The 16,792-nt window shown below is 61.4% G+C and carries 17 protein-coding genes and 1 riboswitch; of the genes, 5 read left to right on the top strand and 12 right to left on the bottom strand.

Annotated elements, in window-relative coordinates:
• Window positions 1-23 precede the first annotated feature (23 nt).
• Entirely contained in the window at window positions 24-1,142 is a 1,119-nt protein-coding gene (locus KYT97_RS27180) for a Glu/Leu/Phe/Val family dehydrogenase (protein ID WP_095888749.1), read from the top strand.
• A gap of 150 nt (window positions 1,143-1,292) precedes the next feature.
• Entirely contained in the window at window positions 1,293-2,411 is a 1,119-nt protein-coding gene (locus tag KYT97_RS27175; protein ID WP_116104326.1) for a methyltransferase, read from the top strand.
• Window positions 2,412-2,421: 10 nt separating this feature from the next.
• Here the strand turns inward: KYT97_RS27175 and KYT97_RS27170 are convergent, their stop codons facing one another.
• The 7 genes from KYT97_RS27170 to KYT97_RS27140 all read right to left on the bottom strand — a co-directional run bounded on the left by KYT97_RS27170 (window position 2,422) and on the right by KYT97_RS27140 (window position 8,736).
• Complete coding sequence (locus tag KYT97_RS27170; protein WP_045071423.1) at window positions 2,422-3,768, bottom strand: T3SS (YopN, CesT) and YbjN peptide-binding chaperone 1; 1,347 nt, start codon at window positions 3,766-3,768, stop codon at window positions 2,422-2,424.
• A 116-nt stretch (window positions 3,769-3,884) separates the two neighbouring features.
• On the bottom strand, window positions 3,885-4,373 hold the full coding sequence (locus KYT97_RS27165) for a hypothetical protein (protein WP_045071422.1): 489 nt from the start codon (window positions 4,371-4,373) through the stop codon (window positions 3,885-3,887).
• A gap of 172 nt (window positions 4,374-4,545) precedes the next feature.
• Window positions 4,546-5,154, bottom strand: coding sequence for a LysM peptidoglycan-binding domain-containing protein (locus tag KYT97_RS27160; RefSeq protein ID WP_045071421.1), 609 nt, complete (start codon window positions 5,152-5,154; stop codon window positions 4,546-4,548).
• A gap of 226 nt (window positions 5,155-5,380) precedes the next feature.
• On the bottom strand, window positions 5,381-6,184 hold the full coding sequence (locus tag KYT97_RS27155; RefSeq protein ID WP_219111173.1) for an ABC transporter ATP-binding protein: 804 nt from the start codon (window positions 6,182-6,184) through the stop codon (window positions 5,381-5,383).
• The gene (locus KYT97_RS27150; RefSeq protein WP_045071416.1) at window positions 6,181-6,984 is read right to left on the bottom strand and encodes an ABC transporter permease; all 804 of its coding nucleotides are present in this window, start codon (window positions 6,982-6,984) and stop codon (window positions 6,181-6,183) included. Before KYT97_RS27150 ends, KYT97_RS27155 begins: the two co-directional genes overlap by 4 nt.
• Window positions 6,962-7,981 carry an ABC transporter substrate-binding protein gene (locus KYT97_RS27145; RefSeq protein ID WP_219111170.1) on the bottom strand — a complete coding sequence of 340 codons (1,020 nt, stop codon included), beginning with the start codon at window positions 7,979-7,981 and terminating at the stop codon, window positions 6,962-6,964. The genes KYT97_RS27150 and KYT97_RS27145 overlap by 23 nt, the downstream gene beginning before the upstream one ends.
• On the bottom strand, window positions 7,978-8,736 hold the full coding sequence (locus KYT97_RS27140; protein ID WP_045071412.1) for a TenA family protein: 759 nt from the start codon (window positions 8,734-8,736) through the stop codon (window positions 7,978-7,980). Before KYT97_RS27140 ends, KYT97_RS27145 begins: the two co-directional genes overlap by 4 nt.
• Window positions 8,724-8,819: riboswitch (TPP riboswitch) on the bottom strand. It overlaps the preceding gene by 13 nt.
• 105 nt (window positions 8,820-8,924) lie before the next feature.
• On the opposite strand from KYT97_RS27140, the gene KYT97_RS27135 reads away from it, so the two are divergent.
• A complete protein-coding gene (locus KYT97_RS27135; protein ID WP_045071410.1) occupies window positions 8,925-10,493 on the top strand; it encodes a carboxylesterase/lipase family protein in 1,569 nt (522 codons plus the stop codon).
• Window positions 10,494-10,496: 3 nt separating this feature from the next.
• On the opposite strand, the gene KYT97_RS27130 is transcribed toward KYT97_RS27135, so the two are convergent.
• Together KYT97_RS27130 and KYT97_RS27125 are read right to left on the bottom strand one after the other, a co-directional pair.
• A complete protein-coding gene (locus KYT97_RS27130; RefSeq protein ID WP_233364420.1) occupies window positions 10,497-11,744 on the bottom strand; it encodes an MFS transporter in 1,248 nt (415 codons plus the stop codon).
• A gap of 134 nt (window positions 11,745-11,878) precedes the next feature.
• Entirely contained in the window at window positions 11,879-12,154 is a 276-nt protein-coding gene (locus KYT97_RS27125) for a GNAT family N-acetyltransferase (protein WP_095888612.1), read from the bottom strand.
• A 559-nt stretch (window positions 12,155-12,713) separates the two neighbouring features.
• On the opposite strand from KYT97_RS27125, the gene KYT97_RS27120 reads away from it, so the two are divergent.
• Window positions 12,714-13,043, top strand: coding sequence for a hypothetical protein (locus tag KYT97_RS27120; RefSeq protein WP_033236037.1), 330 nt, complete (start codon window positions 12,714-12,716; stop codon window positions 13,041-13,043).
• A gap of 23 nt (window positions 13,044-13,066) precedes the next feature.
• Here KYT97_RS27120 and KYT97_RS27115 read toward each other — a convergent pair whose 3' ends face one another.
• Together KYT97_RS27115 and KYT97_RS27110 are read right to left on the bottom strand one after the other, a co-directional pair.
• Window positions 13,067-13,708, bottom strand: coding sequence for a Type 1 glutamine amidotransferase-like domain-containing protein (locus KYT97_RS27115; RefSeq protein WP_045071407.1), 642 nt, complete (start codon window positions 13,706-13,708; stop codon window positions 13,067-13,069).
• Between the two features lie 13 nt (window positions 13,709-13,721).
• The gene (locus tag KYT97_RS27110; protein ID WP_219111167.1) at window positions 13,722-14,540 is read right to left on the bottom strand and encodes a maleylpyruvate isomerase family mycothiol-dependent enzyme; all 819 of its coding nucleotides are present in this window, start codon (window positions 14,538-14,540) and stop codon (window positions 13,722-13,724) included.
• 162 nt (window positions 14,541-14,702) lie between these two features.
• Here KYT97_RS27110 and KYT97_RS27105 point away from each other — a divergent pair, with 162 nt between their 5' ends.
• Entirely contained in the window at window positions 14,703-16,241 is a 1,539-nt protein-coding gene (locus tag KYT97_RS27105; RefSeq protein ID WP_219111165.1) for an AMP-binding protein, read from the top strand.
• 7 nt (window positions 16,242-16,248) lie between these two features.
• Here KYT97_RS27105 and KYT97_RS27100 read toward each other — a convergent pair whose 3' ends face one another.
• Window positions 16,249-16,614 (bottom strand): DUF488 domain-containing protein, encoded by a 366-nt coding sequence (locus KYT97_RS27100; protein WP_245005931.1) that lies wholly within the window; start codon window positions 16,612-16,614, stop codon window positions 16,249-16,251.
• Between the last annotated feature and the right edge of the window lie 178 nt (window positions 16,615-16,792).

Below are 16,792 nucleotides of genomic sequence, written 5' to 3'. Positions count from 1 at the left end.
CCTTTGGAAAGGTCTATCTCACAATGACTCTCACCGCCGAGCCTGTGAACTCCGCCCACATCTCCGACGACACCGCCGGCGTATTCGATCGCGCAGACTATCTTCGCGATTACCCACACGAGCAGGTGAGCTTCTTCCAGGATCCGGCGAGTGGACTCAAGGCGATTGTTGCAATCCACTCCACGACGCTCGGGCCGGCGCTCGGCGGCACCCGGTTCTACCCGTACGCGGACGAATCTTCCGCTGTCACAGACGTTTTGCGGCTCTCTCGCGGAATGACCTACAAGGCCGCAGTTGCGGGTGTTGATCTGGGCGGCGGAAAGGCCGTCATCATCGGCGACCCGGCAACGGCGAAGTCTGCCGAATTGCTCGGCGCCTACGCAAAATTCGTTCAGACACTCGGCGGCCGCTACATCACGGCCGGAGATGTGGGAACCAACTCGGACGATCTCGACGTGATCGGGCTCGGAACGGACTTCGTGGTGGGTCGCAATGCGAAGGCAGGTGGCTCGGGCGACAGCGCGCCGATGACGGCCCTCGGCGTTTTCCAGTCACTGTTGGCGGCTGCGCAGGCTCACTGGGGCTCGCGTGATCTGGCCGGAAAGACGGTGGGAGTCGAGGGCACCGGCAAGGTTGGGTACGAACTCATCAAGCTGCTCCTGGCCGACGGCGCGACCGTGCTGGCCACTGATGTCAACGCGACGGCACTCGACCGCGTGAAGGCGGATTTCCCGCAGGTGCAGATCGTGGACAGTGTCATCGACGCCGATCTCGATGTTTATGCGCCCTGCGCAATGGGGGCGACGCTTTCGCACGCCACAGCAGAGGCAATCACAGCCGCGGTGATCTGCGGCGCAGCCAACAATCAGCTGACCGAACCCGAGGTCGAGTCCGTTCTGAGCGAGCGCGGCATTACGTGGGTACCTGATTATGTCGCCAACGGTGGTGGCCTCATTCAGGTTGCGGGCGAGCTGAAAGAGCATACGGCTGAGCAGGTCAGGGCTCAGGTGGAGAAGATTTTCGACACGGTAGCCGAGATTCTTGCCAAGGCGAAGGCTGAAGCAATCCTCGCGGGCGATGCAGCAGACTCCGTCGCCGAGGCGCGTATCGCACAGGCAGTTCGTTTGCGCACGGCGAGCTGAGACGCCCCGCGAGAGGTCATTAATTCGGCCGGTCCCGGCTAGTGTGGAACCAGACAAGCAGATGTGCAGAACTGGAACACGCGAGCCGGGACCGGCCGCAGTGCGTCGAACGCCCTATCCGCTCCATGTCCGACGCCGGAAGGGCCTTTGATGACCGAACAGTACGTTGTGTGGACCGAGAACGATACCGAGCGCCGTGCGCTCTGGGGGTCCACGAGCGGGGCACCGGCCCCCAAGCGGATACTGGTCGCAGACGACACGATGAAGGCGGATGAAGCCTACCGATTGGCGTGCGAGGGAACAGCCCTTCTATGGCGCGGTGACTTCCAGAACGCGCGTCAACTGTCCAAGGCTGTGGCTGCCCGGATGGATCGCAAACCGCGCAGAGACTCGGATGATCCGGCACAGGCCTTCCATCTTCACCGCCAGACACAGGGCCGGCGCGCACAGATTCTCGGCATGCTCCTGATTCCCCTCGACGCGGATCTCTCGATCCCGTTGCGTCGTGCGCCCGACGCCCACGTCGCGTTCACCGAGGCATTCGGCGTCACGGATCAGCCGTCGGTTCGTTCGCTGCGTGATCTGTTGGGTGCAATCGGCGCGCACGAGTGGAATCGCAAAGGCGTTCTGATTCCCGCGTTGGACGCTCGGATACATCCGGCATTCGGAGTGTTCTCGCCCGTGCGCGGTGAGTACATCGACCTGGTGGCCGCTGCGCCGTTGCCGTCGACTGAAAGCGCTTTCGACATCGGCACCGGCACGGGGGTGTTGGCCGCTGTGCTCGCTGCGCGTGGAGTCACAGAAGTGACGGCGACGGATCAAGATCCTCGGGCCCTGCAGTGCGCGCGGTCCAACCTCGACAGGTTGGGTTACAGCGATCAGGTGACAGTGATCGAGGCGGATCTGTTCCCGGAAGGTGTTGCGCCACTAGTGGTCTGCAATCCGCCGTGGATTCCGGCCAAGGCAACCTCACCGATCGAGTACGCGATTTACGACCCGGCCGGAGCGATGTTGAATGGCTTTCTGACCGGAGTGGGGGATCATCTCGCGGAGGGCGGCGAGGCCTGGCTGATTCTCTCCGATATCGCCGAACACCTGGGCCTGCGCACGCGGACCGAACTGCACGCGATGATCGCAGCAGGTGGATTGACGGTGATCGATCGCATCGACGTCAAACCGACGCACGCCAAGGTGAGTGACCGAACGGACGCTCTGCATGCCGCGCGTGCGCGTGAAACCACCTCGTTGTGGCGGCTTCGTCGGCGCTGAATTTTCGACGTCAGGACGGGTCGTCGAACAGCGTTTCCTGAGTGGGGTCGGCAAATAACCCCATTTGTTCTGGCTGCGGTTTTGCCGGCGGATCCGACTTGGCATCGGGCAACACAACCAGACGAAGTGCACCGCGCAGGCGATCGACCATGCGTTCCCACGTACTGACCTGATCATTGAATCCGGCGGCTTCTTCAGCGTCGTCGCGGCTGTGTGCGTCGACGGCTTGGCTCCGCAACTGGATCTGCCACTCGTTGCTGATGTGCAGCAACTGCAGGATCAGGTCGCGGTCGCGTCCGCACACGTCCGCGACGGCCTCGAGGTCATCGGCTACATCGAGATCGAGATGAAGCAGCGTCTCGAGTTCCGGCGGCAGATCTTCCATGGTGAGTTCAGGCTGAAGTGTGCCAGACTCGCCGCCCTTGTTCGCGAAGAAGAGATCGCCGCCCAAGCGCGACGCGAACTCGTCGTCGACGGTACGAAGGAACGACGTCAACGAGGCGCACGTATCGGTGAGATGTTTGGGCACAAACGGTGAGCCCGCGACTTCGAGGAAGACGGACAACCTGTCGTCGATCAGAACGAACTTGATCCGGGACCATTTGCGGTTGAGGTCCGCGATGACCTCGCTGGCGCGGGTGCGATCGCTGATGTCCTGTACCAGCGGTGAGAACAGTTGAACGTCAAGCGAATCCGAGAGCGGTCCGACGAACATGACGGTGGAGCCGACGCGAATGGGGATGTCTCCGTCGCTGTCGCGTTCGGGGAGACTGCCGAGCATGGGAACCAGGGCAAGGGTGACAAGTTCTTTGAGATGGTCGACGTCGTTGGGCAGGTACGCCGCAGCGGGATCGAGCAGCGGTAACTCGTCGACGGTGGTGGCCGACGGATCGAAATCCGGTGTCAGCTGATTGCCGGTGAGATCACTGGACAGAAACGCCGGGTGGTGGACGCCGAAAACCGTGCGAAATGCCGCAACGGTCATCGAAGCCAGTTGGTCCGACCAGTTCTGCCTCTTGTCGACGCAGAAGGCGGGGGAGCTGTTGTCGGTATCGGGACCGTCCGACGGGGGAGCCCAGCCGAGCGCGACGAGAGTCTCGAGGCCGGACTCGTCGAGGGCGAACCGCGGGTGCAGAAAATTGTTGGAGGGAACCTCACACCGCACCATGTCGGTGTCCCAGATCAGGAACTGGACGCAGGGCGCTCCGCCTTCAGCGGTGTCGATGTCGGAGGTTGCAGCCTCGACAGCAAGGACGTCACCGTCCACCATGATCGAGATGTGGTCGGCCAGGCGTGCCTGAAATTCCGCCCACGCTCGGTCGACACTGATATCGAGGTCGAATCCGTGCACGGCCATCAGTCACCTCCTAACGCAACGCTGAGACCTATACGGTAACGCGAGGTGCCGACAAAGCAGCTGTTTGCAGGTAGGGGATGTAACGCCGGTCACCGTGATAGTTCACGGCGAATGTGTCAGTCTCCGCTGGACGGGCGCTCTGAATCGATGGTGACGACCGGGATTCCCGTGCTGGTCGGGACCGTCGTAGAAGTCACGGTTCCGGACGGGCGTGCGCTCGACGGCGTCGCTGACGCAGGAGTGGACGAAGCAGGCGTCGATGACACTGCAGTGGTGGAACTGGTGCTTGATACAGCGGTGGTGGACGTTGTCGTCGACGCCACTACGGATGTCAGCGGTACGTTGCGCGGGGCCGTGAGCTCGGGTGCGACCTGCCACGTCGGTGTCGGTGGAATCACGACGGTAGGTACGACTATCGAGGTGTAGAACGAGGCAGGTTCGATATCCGCAAGTGAGTCGACGGTGACCGTGGATACCAGCGCTGGCGGGGTGACGATCGGGCCGCCGCCGCCGAATGCTCCGGCTGCTCCACCGAAGAGGAAGCCGGAAGCGACAGAAATGCCGGCAACTGTGAGCGCGCCGACCATGACAGTTCTGTCTCTCATGCACAACCTGTTCTCCGGGAGCAGTACGCAAAGCACTGTAGGCGAAATCGAACAGTAGTGGCACATCGAAAACTATTGGGTGGGACGCGAATAAGTGTGTTGTAGAACACAAAGGCCGCTTCACGTGCAAAACCCCGGGCGTTGAACGCCCGGGGCCTCGCGGCGAAACAAGCTATGCCGGGATGGTCAAAACCTGGCCGGCGTTGATGAGATCCGGGTTGGCAATACCGTTGGCATCGGCGATGCGCTGGTACTGGTTGCCGTCGCCGTAGAAGCGTTCGGCGATCGCCCAGAGGGTGTCGCCGCCCTCGACGGTGTAGGTCTGCGCTGCCGGAGCGGCGGGAGCCGGTTCGGGCTCCGGTGCTGCCGGGGCAGGCTCCGGGGTGGGCTCAGGTGCGGGAGCTGCGACGGCGGTGTCAGTGGACCACAGGATGCGGTCGCCTGCGGACAGAACGACGTTGCGATCGTCCTGCACCGAGAGGGAGACCCCTTCGTTGCCGGAGGTCTGCGATGCCCAGACTGCGTCCCCGTCCTTGTAGAGGACGAAGTTGCCGTCAGCCTGCACGTCCGCGCGGTTAGCGCCCGATCCGTTTGTGCCGGCTGCCCAGACTGCGCGGCCGTCCTCGGAGAGAACCAGGTTGCCGTCTTCCTGCAGGGTGAGGGCGTAGGAACCGTTGTCGGACTTGAGTTCCTGGCCGATAGCGAGACTCTGGCCTGACTGCAGTGTGCTCACACTGTCCCTTTCCAAATCTGTTGCGGTGGGGTCCTGCCACGCAAGCATCACTCGCCAGTTACCTTGCGGTGAGTGGTTGCGTAGGCGGTCCACACTACGTTACCGGAGAGTTTTGTGGAACGTCCGACACACATACTTGAATTTCGGCGAGCGCGATCTCTCTGGTAGTGAGCAGTTTTGGTCGCCGAGAGATTTTTCCGGGGGTTGACCTGGGCGTCGATCAATCGGTCTGGCCTGAACTCTCGGTGAACTGCGTGTGACTCTCAGCTTATCTTCAGTAATCGCCAGGAGGGGACTGATCGGACAACGCGGCCAAAGTCTCGCTGTGCAGTACCCGGAGCAATTCGCGCTCGACCGCGGCAAATTCTGGCGAGGTGATCATGTCCAGTTCGCGGGGACGCGGAAGTGGCACGTCGACGACGCGTTTGACCGTGGCGGGCCTTGCGGAGAGAACGACGACGCGATCGGACAGATAGATGGCCTCACGAATGTCGTGGGTGATCATCAGAACTGTCCACCGATACTGCTGCCACACATCCTGGAGCCAGGACTGCATTTCGGTTCGGGTCAACGAGTCGAGGGCGCCGAACGGTTCGTCGAGCAGCAGAACGGGCTTGCCCTGAACTACGGTGCGCAGCAGGGCAGCCCGCTGGCGCATGCCTCCCGACAGCTGCGACGGAGTGGCATCCTCGAAACCCGACAGTCCGAAGGCGGCAAACAGCTCTCGTGCCTTGTTGCGTGCGGTTTTCCGCGGCACACCCTGTACTTCGAGTCCCAGTGCGGTGTTGTCGAGAACCGAACGCCACGGAAACAGGAGATCCTTCTGAGGCATGTAGGCAGTCGGGATGCCGCTTCCCGAGTCCGGTAGACCAACGGAGACGGTTCCCGACGTGGGTGTTTCGAGTCCGGCCAAGACATTGAAGATGGTGCTCTTGCCGCATCCACTCGGTCCGATGATCGACACGAATTCGCCTGGGGCAGCGTAGAACGACACGTCGTCGAGAACCTGTCGCGTGTCTGCCCGGGTGCTGAATTCCTTGCTGAGTGAGGCCACGTCGACAATGCGTTCGGTGCTCATCGCGGTGTCCTTTCGCTCAGAGCCCACGGCGCAACGACGCGTTCCACCGCAAAGGTCAGTAGGTACAAGGTGACACTGATCAGAGCGGTCACCAGAACCGCAGCAAGGACCAGGTCGGTGCGGAAGGAATTCTTCTGGGTGCTCATGTAGATGCCCAAACCGGAGGTCGCGCCGACGTATTCGGAGAACACCGCCCCCACGACGGCGTAGGTGATACCGATGCGCAGCGCCGTGAAGAACCGTGGAATTGCCGACGGGAGTCGCACGTACCGGAATTCTTGCCAGCGGGAGGCACCCATGCTGCGCAGGAGGGCACCGGCTTCACGATCGGCCGCGGCAAAACCCTCGATCAAACCGATAGTCATCGGGAAGAACGTTGCCAGCGCGATCACCAGAACCTTCGGCAACAGTCCGAATCCGAACCAGATGATCATGAGTGGGGCGATCGCGATGATCGGCAACGTCTGCGAGACGACAAACAGTGGAACCAACGCGCGCGAGAGCCATGGTGAAAAGTCCACCACCACAGCAAGAATCCATGCGAGTGCCAAAGAGACGGTGAATCCGATCAGTGTCACCTGAAGCGTCGACAACGCATGGCCGGAGATCACGTCGCGGTTGTTCCACCCCTGCGAGAGCACTCGGCCTGGCGACGGCAGAACTTGGGGACGGATACCGCTGACATCGACGTAGATCTGCCAGGCCGCAACGAGCAGGATCACCACGGCGAGCGCAGGCAACGCTCGCCGTGTGACGGATCCCCATCGAGTCGCCACTTCAGGGCGCGTCGAGGTACTCATTGGTGAAGTATTCCGACCAATTCGGTTTCTGAGTCAGCGTATTGCCGTCCGGGCCTGCCAGTAGGCCGTTGTCGAAGAGGAAACCCGAATAGCCGGACCATGTTTCGAGATTCTGGGTTCCGACAACGCCGTTTGCGTCCAACATGTAATCAGCGGCAAGCATCCGTTGGCTGTCCCGCACGAGGTCCTCGTCGGTGAAGGCGCCGGGATTGGCATCGATGAGATCCTGTGCAGCGCGATCGGGATTCTCGGCGGCGGTCTGATATCCGCGCTGCACGGCCTTGACGAACTTGGCAGCTTCCTCGGGGTGATCCTTCATCCACTGCTGATTACCGTTGATCACAATGGAATACGCGTCGGGGAATCCGTAATCGGTGTACTGGAAGTACCGCATCGGGGTTCCGTTGCGCTCCGCTTCGAGACCTTCCCACGCAAAGTAGGACACCGTGAAATCAGCCTGCCCCGAATACACAGCTTCGTAGGCCGACGTACCCAACGTGACGGTCGTGAAGTCGCCGGTCCCGCCGTCATTGCGAATCACCTGTTGCAGCGTTTCGACCTCGCCGGGATCGCCGAAGCCGGCGTAGACCTTGCCGTCGAGATCTCGCGGACGGGTGATGTCCGATCGGTCGGCTTTGACGCCGATTCCCGTGGCACGGTGCTGAAGTGGCGCGATGACGGAGACAGTGTCCGCGCCCGCAGCGCGAGCGAACGTCGCCTGGCTCTGGGTGCTGATCCCGAACTCGGCGTTGCCGGCATCCACCAGGGTGTCGGGGGAGGTGTTGTTGTAGGGAAGGATCGACACGTCCAGTCCAGCGTCGTCGAAGTAGCCCTCCTGCATCGCGACGTAGAGCCCGGTGTGGTTGGTGTTGGGAGTCCAGTCGAGTGCAAACCGGATGGCATCCGAAGATTCTGTGCCACTGGAACATCCACTGATCATGGTCAGTGTGGCTGCGAGAGCTGCGGTCGTGGCGAGAACACGCCTTACCGAGATCATGACGCGGGCCAAGGCTGCGGGTGCAATGCCGAATCCCAGAACATCAGCTCGAATCGACTTGCGATTCGGAACGCCTCGCTCATCGCTTCTCGATCTGCTTCGGTAGCGGCGTCGGCTGCTGCGTCGACGAGCTCCCGTGCCTTCGCGACGGACTCGTGGAACTCCGGCGCGTCGTAGGTGCTGACCCACTGCGCGTAGGGATGCGTCGGATCTGCGTCCAGAACTTCCCGCGCTGACGCGGCCAGGTCGCGGCCGACCTCGGCGTAAATCCAGAAGCAGGGGAGTACCGCAGCGGCCGAGACGGCGTACGGCGCCGTGGCGGCAGTCGCGATCAGATAGGACACGTATCCCAAGCAGGCTTGTGAATGCTCGAGCCGACTGGTCTCGGCCGGCAGAATCCCGCCGGCGAGAAGGCCGTCATGCAGTGACGACTCGACTGTGGCTGCCGTGGATGCGGAGTTGGACCAGAATCCCGCTGCCTGCGGGTTCGGGGCGTGAGCGGCAACAAGAGACAGCGCTTGGGAGTACCCCTCGAGATAGAGCTTGTCTTGCTCGATGTAGGTGCGGAACGCGTCGAGCGGCAAGGTGCCGTCGCCGAGTCGGCGCAGGAATTCGAGTGAGTCGATGGACTCACGCAGCACTTTGGTCTCGTCCCAGAGGCGGTCGGTGAATCGGTCCGAAGTCGATTCGATGAGCGCCGTGTTCGAGACGGACGTATTTTCGGCAGAACTGTATGCAGGCTGTGTGGTAGCCATGACATCCCTTCGTCAGCATTACCTGATCAGGTTCCCGGGTTTGATCTCAGCCCCGCCCATGCGGAGCACCCCGTGTCAGAACAAGGCGACCTTAACACCGCCGCTTTTCGTTGCTCGTCCCCACCTCTCGGAAATTGGTAGGTTTGGGACAGATTCTCTCAAAGTCGAGGTCGTGAGGAGATTCAGGCATGGACACCGAAATTCGACCGGGAGACACAGGCGAGAGCACCCTTGTCGTCCATACCCCAGCCGGTGACGTCCGGGGATATGCCGATGGTTCGGTTTTCGCCTGGAAGGGTATCCCGTACGCGGCCGCCCCGACCGGGGAGCGAAGGTTCCGAGCGCCACTACCGGCCGAACCATGGGACGGCGTGCGGGATGGCCGCGCCTTCGGTCCCATCGCACCGCAGGGGCAAAGCCCGGCGGTGCCGATAGATCGGGCGTTTGTGGTCGACGAGGATTGTCTGTCCGTCAATGTGTGGGCGCCACGACCAGACGGCACGCCGCGGCCGGTTATGGTGTGGATTCACGGCGGTGCCTATTGTCTGGGTTCGGCAGCCCAAAGCATCTACGACGGTCGGCACCTGGCGGAGACCGGTGACGTTGTTCTCGTCTCGTTCAACTACCGCGTCGGCGCGATGGGGTTCCTGGACTTGTCTTCCTTCTCGACACCAAACGTGGTGTTCGAGTCGAATTGTGGCTTGCGCGACCAGATTGCAGCGCTCGAGTGGGTGCGTGACAACATTGCTGCGTTTGGCGGTGACCCGGGTGAGGTGACGGTATTCGGGGAGTCGTCGGGTGCCGGTTCCATCACGACGTTGATGACGTGCCCAACAGCCGAAGGCCTATTTCATCGCGCGATCGCTCAAAGCCCGCCGGCCACATCGGTATACGGACGTGATCGCGCGCGCTCGGTGGCACTCCGCTTCCTCGAACTGATCTCGATTGCCCCAGGCGATGCCGGCGATCTGATCGACGCCGATCTCGAACTGATCATCAAGGCCGGTGACGAACTGGTCAACGAAATCCCGACCCGCATTCCAGGAACCCTCGCCATGGCCCCAGTGGTGGATCGAGATCTGGTGCCGCACTACCCCGTTGCAGCTTTCCAGAAGGGGTATGCCCACAGAATCCCACTGATCATCGGATCGAACAAGGACGAGGCGTCGATCTTCAAATTCATGAAATCGCCGTTGATGCCGGTGAGTGCGCAGTCGGTGGAGGCGATGCTGCAGGCACTGGCCGACGACCACCCGGACATTTCGCCGACGCGGCTGGCCGAGATCATGTCCGCCTATCCTGATCACGCCAAACCCAGCGGTGCCTTGGCGCTCTCGCGTGACGCGGCGTTTCGGATGCCGACACTATGGATTGCCGACGCGCATGCACGGCACTCGCCGACGTGGCTCTATCGATTCGACCACGCCACGCCCATGCTCAAGGCCGCGCGCATCGGAGCCGGGCACGCAACCGAATTGCCGTATGTATTCGGCAATTTCGGAACCCTGGACGTCGATCCGACATTCTGGTTGGGTGGACGCAAGGCTGCAATGGAGGTGGCCGGTCGGATGCAACGACGGTGGCTGGCATTTGCCCGGCATGGAGTGCCGGCCGCGCTCGACGGGTCCAAACACTGGCCGCCGTATGACGAAGAGGCTCGATCCACGCTACTGATCGATTCGCCGGACTCGTTGGTCCACGACGCTGACGAGGTGCTGCGCATCGCCTGGGGGACCGAGGTGATGGGATTCAAATAGCGGTCAGGGGTGATCGAGTTCGCGCAGCACCGGAAGCGCCGCGCACACGATCGCGATGACAACGATCGGAATCGACAGTGCCACAAAGGTTGATGCAATACCGAGCTGATCGAGAAGTGGGCCGACAACGAGGTATCCGAGTGGACCGGCGGCGTAGGCCGTCGACGTCATCACACCGACAACCCGGCCTCGCATGTGCTCGGGGCTGCGAGTCTGCATGGCGTAGTTGGCTATCGGCCCCACCGGGCCGTACACAAGACCTTGCAGGCCCGCCAGGACCAGAATCACCCACAACGGCGGGAGCAGGGCCATCGCGAGCATGGCAACGCCGAGCACGCCGACTGCACAGATCATGATCAGTCGCCGAGACATCAGGGGAGCAAGCGGCGCGTACGCCAAGGCGCCCACGATTCCACCGATCGCCAACGCCATCAACACCGACCCGAGCTGTGCGGGTTGATCGAGCTCGGTGAAATACACGGGGAAAACAACACTCTCCACCGGCATGTACAAAGCCACGACGGCCATGTCGACCAGTGCCAGAGTTCGGAGAAGCTTGTTGTTCCACACGAACTTCAAGCCCTCGAGTGTGCCGTGCCAGATGGACGCCGGACGTAGGCCGGGGTCTGGTGTTCCGGCGTCGGCCAGACGGATGAAGGCAACGACGATGATCGAAAGCACGAACCCCGCCGCAGTCACCCAGAGGGTGCTGACCGCGCCGATCGTGGCGATCAGGACGCCGCCGACTCCGGGACCGATCAGATACGCGACGTTGTAGTTCGCCTCGTACAGGCTGTTGGTCCGATCGAGCTTCCACCCCGCGGCGCGCGTCGCCGCCGGCAGCATCGATTCTCGCGCTGCCATGCCGGCCGGATCGAATGTTGCACCGAGCGCAGCGAGAGCGGCAATCACCGGAATGCTCAGACCTGAGGTGACCGCGAAGATGGGAATGGCCGAAGCTGACACAGCGGACAACGCGTCGGACACCAGCGAGGTGCGCCGACGACCGAATCGATCGACGAGAGTGCCGGAGAACAAACTTGCGATCAGTAGGGGCACGGCGGCGGCACCGGCAACAATTGCCGCGTCGGTGGCGCGCCCGGTGCGCTCGAGAACGAGCCAGGGGATGACCACCATGGAGATGCCGTTTCCGATTGCGGAGAACAGCGTCGCGAGGTTGATCAGAACCAACGGAAGGTAGTGGATCTGTTCGGACGTGCCCGCGCGTCCGAGTCGGGGCGTGACAGTCACGGACATTCCTTCCGGGCAGCGGGGCAGCAAAAGTGCTGTTTCCACCAACACTGCCCGACGCGCGTCATGTCCGCGACTGATTTTTGACGGCTCGCTCGGCCTCGGGGTCAGTTATCCCCGAGGCAACAAGCGAGTTACAGGAGGATCTGAAACTCCGGATTCTGCGCGACGAACTTTTCGACGTACGAGCAGGACGGGACGATCTTCTTGCCGTCCGACTGCGTTTGTGTGAGGGCTTGCCGCACGACGACGGCAGCGAGCCCACGGCCACGGAACTGCGGGTAGGTGACGGTGTGGTGGAAATCGCGCACACCATTCGATTCGGAATACTCCGCAAAACCTGCGAGTTCGTCGTCCGAATAAATATCGAAGCGGCTCTCGTCGACGTTGTGCACGATCTTGTCGGTCATTGTTGGTGGCTCCGTATCGGTGAGGGATGTCTCCTCGACGGTACCCGGGTCTGTGGACGGCGCGGGAGGCGCTTCGAGTCAGCGCTCTTCGATTGCTGCTCGCCCAATTGGACAGCCGTTCAAAGCTGATCGTGTAGGGCGTTGTGTCGTCAGAAATAGGCTGTGTACTAGGGATTCTTGGTGTGAAGATGCCTGGGAAAACGGCGATACACGTGATTTGCTACCGTAACGATCCCACCTGATGAGATAGTTGAAAAAGATTTTTTCGCAACCGGGCGTGTTGCTCTCATGGAGGCCGAAAAAACGGGCAAATCGCAGGTCAGGCCGACTGGCTCCAGATATGGACCAATGTCGTGAAGGCGATGGCCTTAGGTCTCGAATAGGCACTGACACGGCAACGTTTTCCAGAGCGCAACCCAAACGAAGCCTTGGGGGGTTAGCGTGTGCATCGTCGGGGATAAACGAAGCGTTACAGGGTCACCGGAAAAAAGGTCTCGGGTGTATCCAGGCAACGGGCAGTCGTCACATCGTCGTCGAACACTTCGAGGAAGGAACGCACATGATTTTCGGACAGCGTGAGTCGAACAGTTACCTGGCTGCAATATTTTCGTACGACTTCCTCGATGAGCACATCGGATACGAGACGATTGCACGCATTCACCGCGGCGAGATCGATGACTGGATCCGCGACCTTGCGGCATCCGGACTCTTTTCCGCGGCCGAGGTTCGAGCGGCAGAACTCGCGTGGCACAAGAACCCACGGCTCCTTCTCGACGCGCTCCTCGAAGATGCGGACGAAGTGTCGGTCAAGCGGTGGGAAATCGCGTGGGCGCGACTCGATCGCCAGTCACATAGCGTTCACCCGGCGCCCGTCGCCGAGCACGGTTGAAGGGCAACTGACGACTGAGGTCGTCAGATGACGTCTGCCTCGCCGCCGTCGACAACCACAACCTGCTGATCGCTCAGCACCCTGAACGGAATCCGTTCTTTTGTAAGTATGGCGATTGTTCGTGCCGTGGCCGCAGGATCCTCGAGTACAGAACCACCGCCGTGTGGAACAATCGCGAAATCGACGAGTCCGAGCCCGGTCCACACCGTCTCGATTCCGCACGTGGCCAGTACATCGGACGGATCATCGGTGACGTCCAACCCGGTCAAGGTCGGTGTGGCCACAGCAGCGCCGGCGCTGTATCCCGCGTAGGCAAGATCTCCATTACGGACAAGGCGTTCGAGGACGTCGTCCGCTCCCGTCCGCGCTAACTGCGCCCGCAGGACAAAGGTGTTTCCGCCGCGGACCCAGACGCAGTCGAACGTCCGCAGTGCGTGCTCCAGTGCGTCGGGTGAGGGAGCGTAGTCGCGGATGTCGAGTTCCTCGGCGTCGTATCCCGCTCGGCGTAGTGGCGTCAGTTCGCTGGTGACCGCGGACGCTCGGGCGGCTGCCGGCCAAGCGTCTGCAGCCGCCGCGATGACGGCGATCCGAGCGCCAGGGCCGACCAGTTCCGCGAACCGTGTGTGGTGGTCGCCGAACCGGTACGACGCCAGGAACAACTTCATCGGACGGCGTGGTTCAGATCGTGAACGCAAGGTTGTCGAGAATCCGTTTGCCGAGCGCGTGATCGCCTACGATCGTGATCTCGTCAAGATGATCAGCCGCGCGGACCCGTCCGCAGGCAAGTCTCGTGAAGAGCGAGGCACTCATCCGCACGGTCACGGTGGGCGGCTCATCGAGCGTGGGAACCAGAGCGGCGCGACCGTCGACGGCGATGTGTAGTTCGCGGGCCAGTGGGCCGCCGAGATCGAAGGTGATGCGAGAGCCGTCCGGTGCTTTGCCCCGTTTACCGACAACAAATCCGAGGGAACTCGAGATTTCCTTGAACGCCATGTCGGCGCGCGGACCGCCCTCGTCCCCGGGAGCGCTGACGGCGTCGCGGATGTCGAGCTCGTGTAGCCAGCAGTCGAACAATCGGATTCGCATGAAGCGGCCGTACGGCGCCGGGCCGACGGGAGTGGAAGACTCTGCATTCCAGTCGGATTCGCTCAAAGTGCGAAGGGTAGCGGTGCGAGCAGTCGTGATCTCGCGGTACTGCTCGAGTAGTTGCGGCGACGGGACCCGTCGAAGTCCCTCGACCCAGCGCTCGTTGAATGCGCCGATCTCGTTGTGAACGTGGGGGAGGGCGTGAACGTTGACGTCTGTGGTCGGCGGTTCGATTCCCGAGAGCAGCGATTCGGTTCCGATCAGGTGCGCGGTGATGTCGTGCACCGTCCAGCCCGGCAGATTGGTGGGGGAGAACCAGCCGTCGCCGTCGAGGGCGGACAAAAGCGAGTCGATGACCTGCCATTGCTCGATCAACAAACCGGTGACGGATTCCTGGGGCCAGTCGCTCATAAGACTTTTCTCCGTAGATTTCGATGGTTCACTGACTTCTCACTGTAGGGCGAGAAAGTTCGGCCGCCGAGCCAACGGTGCCGTTCTGCCGAAATCGAATCGGACCGCGCCGCCTTGTGATAGACCGGGGTGGACGGACGAGAAGCTGATTGAGGAGTGCGCGTGTTTCCTGGAAATTTTGTTGCTTCCACACCGGACAAGCCGGCGATCGTCCGTCCGTCGACCGGTGAGTCGATCACGTACCGGGAACTCGACGAGCGGTCGATCGCACTCGCCCGGCATCTGCGCGGGCTGGGGATGAAGCCTGGCGATCATGTTGCGCTCATATCGAACAACGACTTGCGTGCGTTCGAAGTGTATTGGGCCGCACTGCGGTCCGGCTTCTACATCACCGCAGTCAACTGTCACCTGACGGCGCAGGAGTCGGCGTACATCGTCGACGATTGCGAGGCGAAAGTACTGATCGCGTCCGCTGGAGCAGCACACGCTGTTCCGACAGATCCGGCGCTGACGCCGCGAGTTCTCCACAGATTGGCGTACGGGGGTGAGCTGGCGGGATTCGAGGACTACGACGCGGCTGTCTCGGCGCAATCGACGGAGCCTTTGGATTCGCAACCCCGCGGCACCGACATGCTGTATTCCTCGGGAACAACCGGTCGCCCCAAAGGGATCAAGGGAGACCTCCCGGAAGGCGAGGTCGACGTAACGATGGATCCGTTCACCGCGGTGTTCGCACCGATGTACGGATTCGATTCCAGCACAGTCTATTTGTGCCCGGCGCCGATCTATCATGCTGCGCCGCTGCGGTTCTGCGGAGTCATCAACTCGGTGGGCGGCACTGTGATCTTGATGGACAGCTTCGACGCCGAGACGGCGCTGTCTCTGATCGGCGAGTACGGCGTCACGCACAGTCAGTGGGTGCCGACGATGTTTGTGCGGATGCTCAAACTTCCCGAGGAGACACGACTCGGATACGACGTGTCGAGTATGAAGGTGGCCATTCATGCCGCGGCGCCGTGCCCGCCGGAGGTCAAGGCGTCGATGATCGACTGGTGGGGTCCGGTGATCAACGAGTACTACGCGTCGACGGAAGGCGCGGGTGCGACGTTCATCAACAGTGAGCAGTCGCTGTCGCACCCAGGTTCGGTCGGTCGCGACGGGGTAATGGGAATTGTCCATATCTGCGACGATTCCGGCGCGGACCTTCCCGTCGGTGAGATCGGCACAGTCTTCTGGGAACGTGAGAAGCTGCCATTCCGCTATCACAACGATCCGGAGAAAACTGCGTCCGCGCAGCACCCCGATCATCCGAACTGGACCACGAGCGGCGACATCGGGTACATCGACGACGAGAGGTTCCTCTATCTGACCGACCGGGCGGCATTCACCATTATTTCGGGTGGCGTCAATATCTATCCGCAGGAGTCGGAGAATGTTCTGACTCTCCATCCGAAGGTTTTCGACGTCGCGGTAATCGGAGTGCCCGACGAGGAGATGGGTGAACAAGTCAAGGCGGTCGTCCAGTTAGTAGACGGAATTGAACCTTCGGCAGATGTCGCCGAAGAATTGCTGAAGTACGTGCGCGACCGCGTTTCGCATTTCAAGGCGCCGCGTTCCATCGACTTCGCCGACGAATTGCCTCGAACTGCCACGGGAAAACTTGTCAAGCACAAGCTGCGATCCCACTATGTGAATAGTTGACCAATCGTTACACGATTGTGCGGAGATAGTCGGCCAGTACCGACGCGTGGCTGTGGGCGAGGTCCTTGCTCGCCGTGAGCAGCACGATGAGGCGTGTGTCCGCTGTGGGTGTGACGCGCTCCAGGTACTCGCGGACCGGACGTGCGTCGAGTTCTGCGAGATATTTTGCGGAAAACGTGTCGAAGCGAGTCGCGTCGTGGCCGTACCACTTTCGTAGTTCGGTAGAGGGTGTCAATTCCTTGGCCCAGTCGTCGAACGGCAACTCGTCGCGTCGTATCCCGCGCGGCCAGAGTCGATCCACTAACAGTCGCACTGACTTTTCGGCGTCGGACTTTTCGTAGACCCGTTCTACGACAATTTTTCGACGCTTCACGATCGACACCTCATGCATCGATTGTGGTTCACATCGTGGAATAGGTCGACACCTCGATGTGATGGGGCTCACATTATAATGACTTGTATCTAGGTAAAGATACTGTTCGGACTCGATTCAGATGAAGAAAGTAGTTCTCCGTGTTCACTTTCCACGGAGAAGTCTGGCTAGTATCAGT

Source organism: Rhodococcus globerulus, from assembly GCF_019334125.1.
GTDB lineage: Bacteria > Actinomycetota > Actinomycetes > Mycobacteriales > Mycobacteriaceae > Rhodococcus_F > Rhodococcus_F globerula.
This window is presented reverse-complemented; position numbering and strand designations above follow the sequence as displayed.

Coding starts and splice junctions, on each gene's coding strand:
- KYT97_RS27180 (WP_095888749.1), top strand. CDS start 24: ATGACTCTCACCGCCGAGCCTGTGAACTCCGCCCACATCTCCGACGAC.
- KYT97_RS27175 (WP_116104326.1), top strand. CDS start 1,293: ATGACCGAACAGTACGTTGTGTGGACCGAGAACGATACCGAGCGCCGT.
- KYT97_RS27170 (WP_045071423.1), bottom strand. CDS start 3,768: ATGGCCGTGCACGGATTCGACCTCGATATCAGTGTCGACCGAGCGTGG.
- KYT97_RS27165 (WP_045071422.1), bottom strand. CDS start 4,373: ATGAGAGACAGAACTGTCATGGTCGGCGCGCTCACAGTTGCCGGCATT.
- KYT97_RS27160 (WP_045071421.1), bottom strand. CDS start 5,154: ATGCTTGCGTGGCAGGACCCCACCGCAACAGATTTGGAAAGGGACAGT.
- KYT97_RS27155 (WP_219111173.1), bottom strand. CDS start 6,184: ATGAGCACCGAACGCATTGTCGACGTGGCCTCACTCAGCAAGGAATTC.
- KYT97_RS27150 (WP_045071416.1), bottom strand. CDS start 6,984: ATGAGTACCTCGACGCGCCCTGAAGTGGCGACTCGATGGGGATCCGTC.
- KYT97_RS27145 (WP_219111170.1), bottom strand. CDS start 7,981: ATGATCTCGGTAAGGCGTGTTCTCGCCACGACCGCAGCTCTCGCAGCC.
- KYT97_RS27140 (WP_045071412.1), bottom strand. CDS start 8,736: ATGGCTACCACACAGCCTGCATACAGTTCTGCCGAAAATACGTCCGTC.
- KYT97_RS27135 (WP_045071410.1), top strand. CDS start 8,925: ATGGACACCGAAATTCGACCGGGAGACACAGGCGAGAGCACCCTTGTC.
- KYT97_RS27125 (WP_095888612.1), bottom strand. CDS start 12,154: ATGACCGACAAGATCGTGCACAACGTCGACGAGAGCCGCTTCGATATT.
- KYT97_RS27120 (WP_033236037.1), top strand. CDS start 12,714: ATGATTTTCGGACAGCGTGAGTCGAACAGTTACCTGGCTGCAATATTT.
- KYT97_RS27115 (WP_045071407.1), bottom strand. CDS start 13,708: ATGAAGTTGTTCCTGGCGTCGTACCGGTTCGGCGACCACCACACACGG.
- KYT97_RS27110 (WP_219111167.1), bottom strand. CDS start 14,540: ATGAGCGACTGGCCCCAGGAATCCGTCACCGGTTTGTTGATCGAGCAA.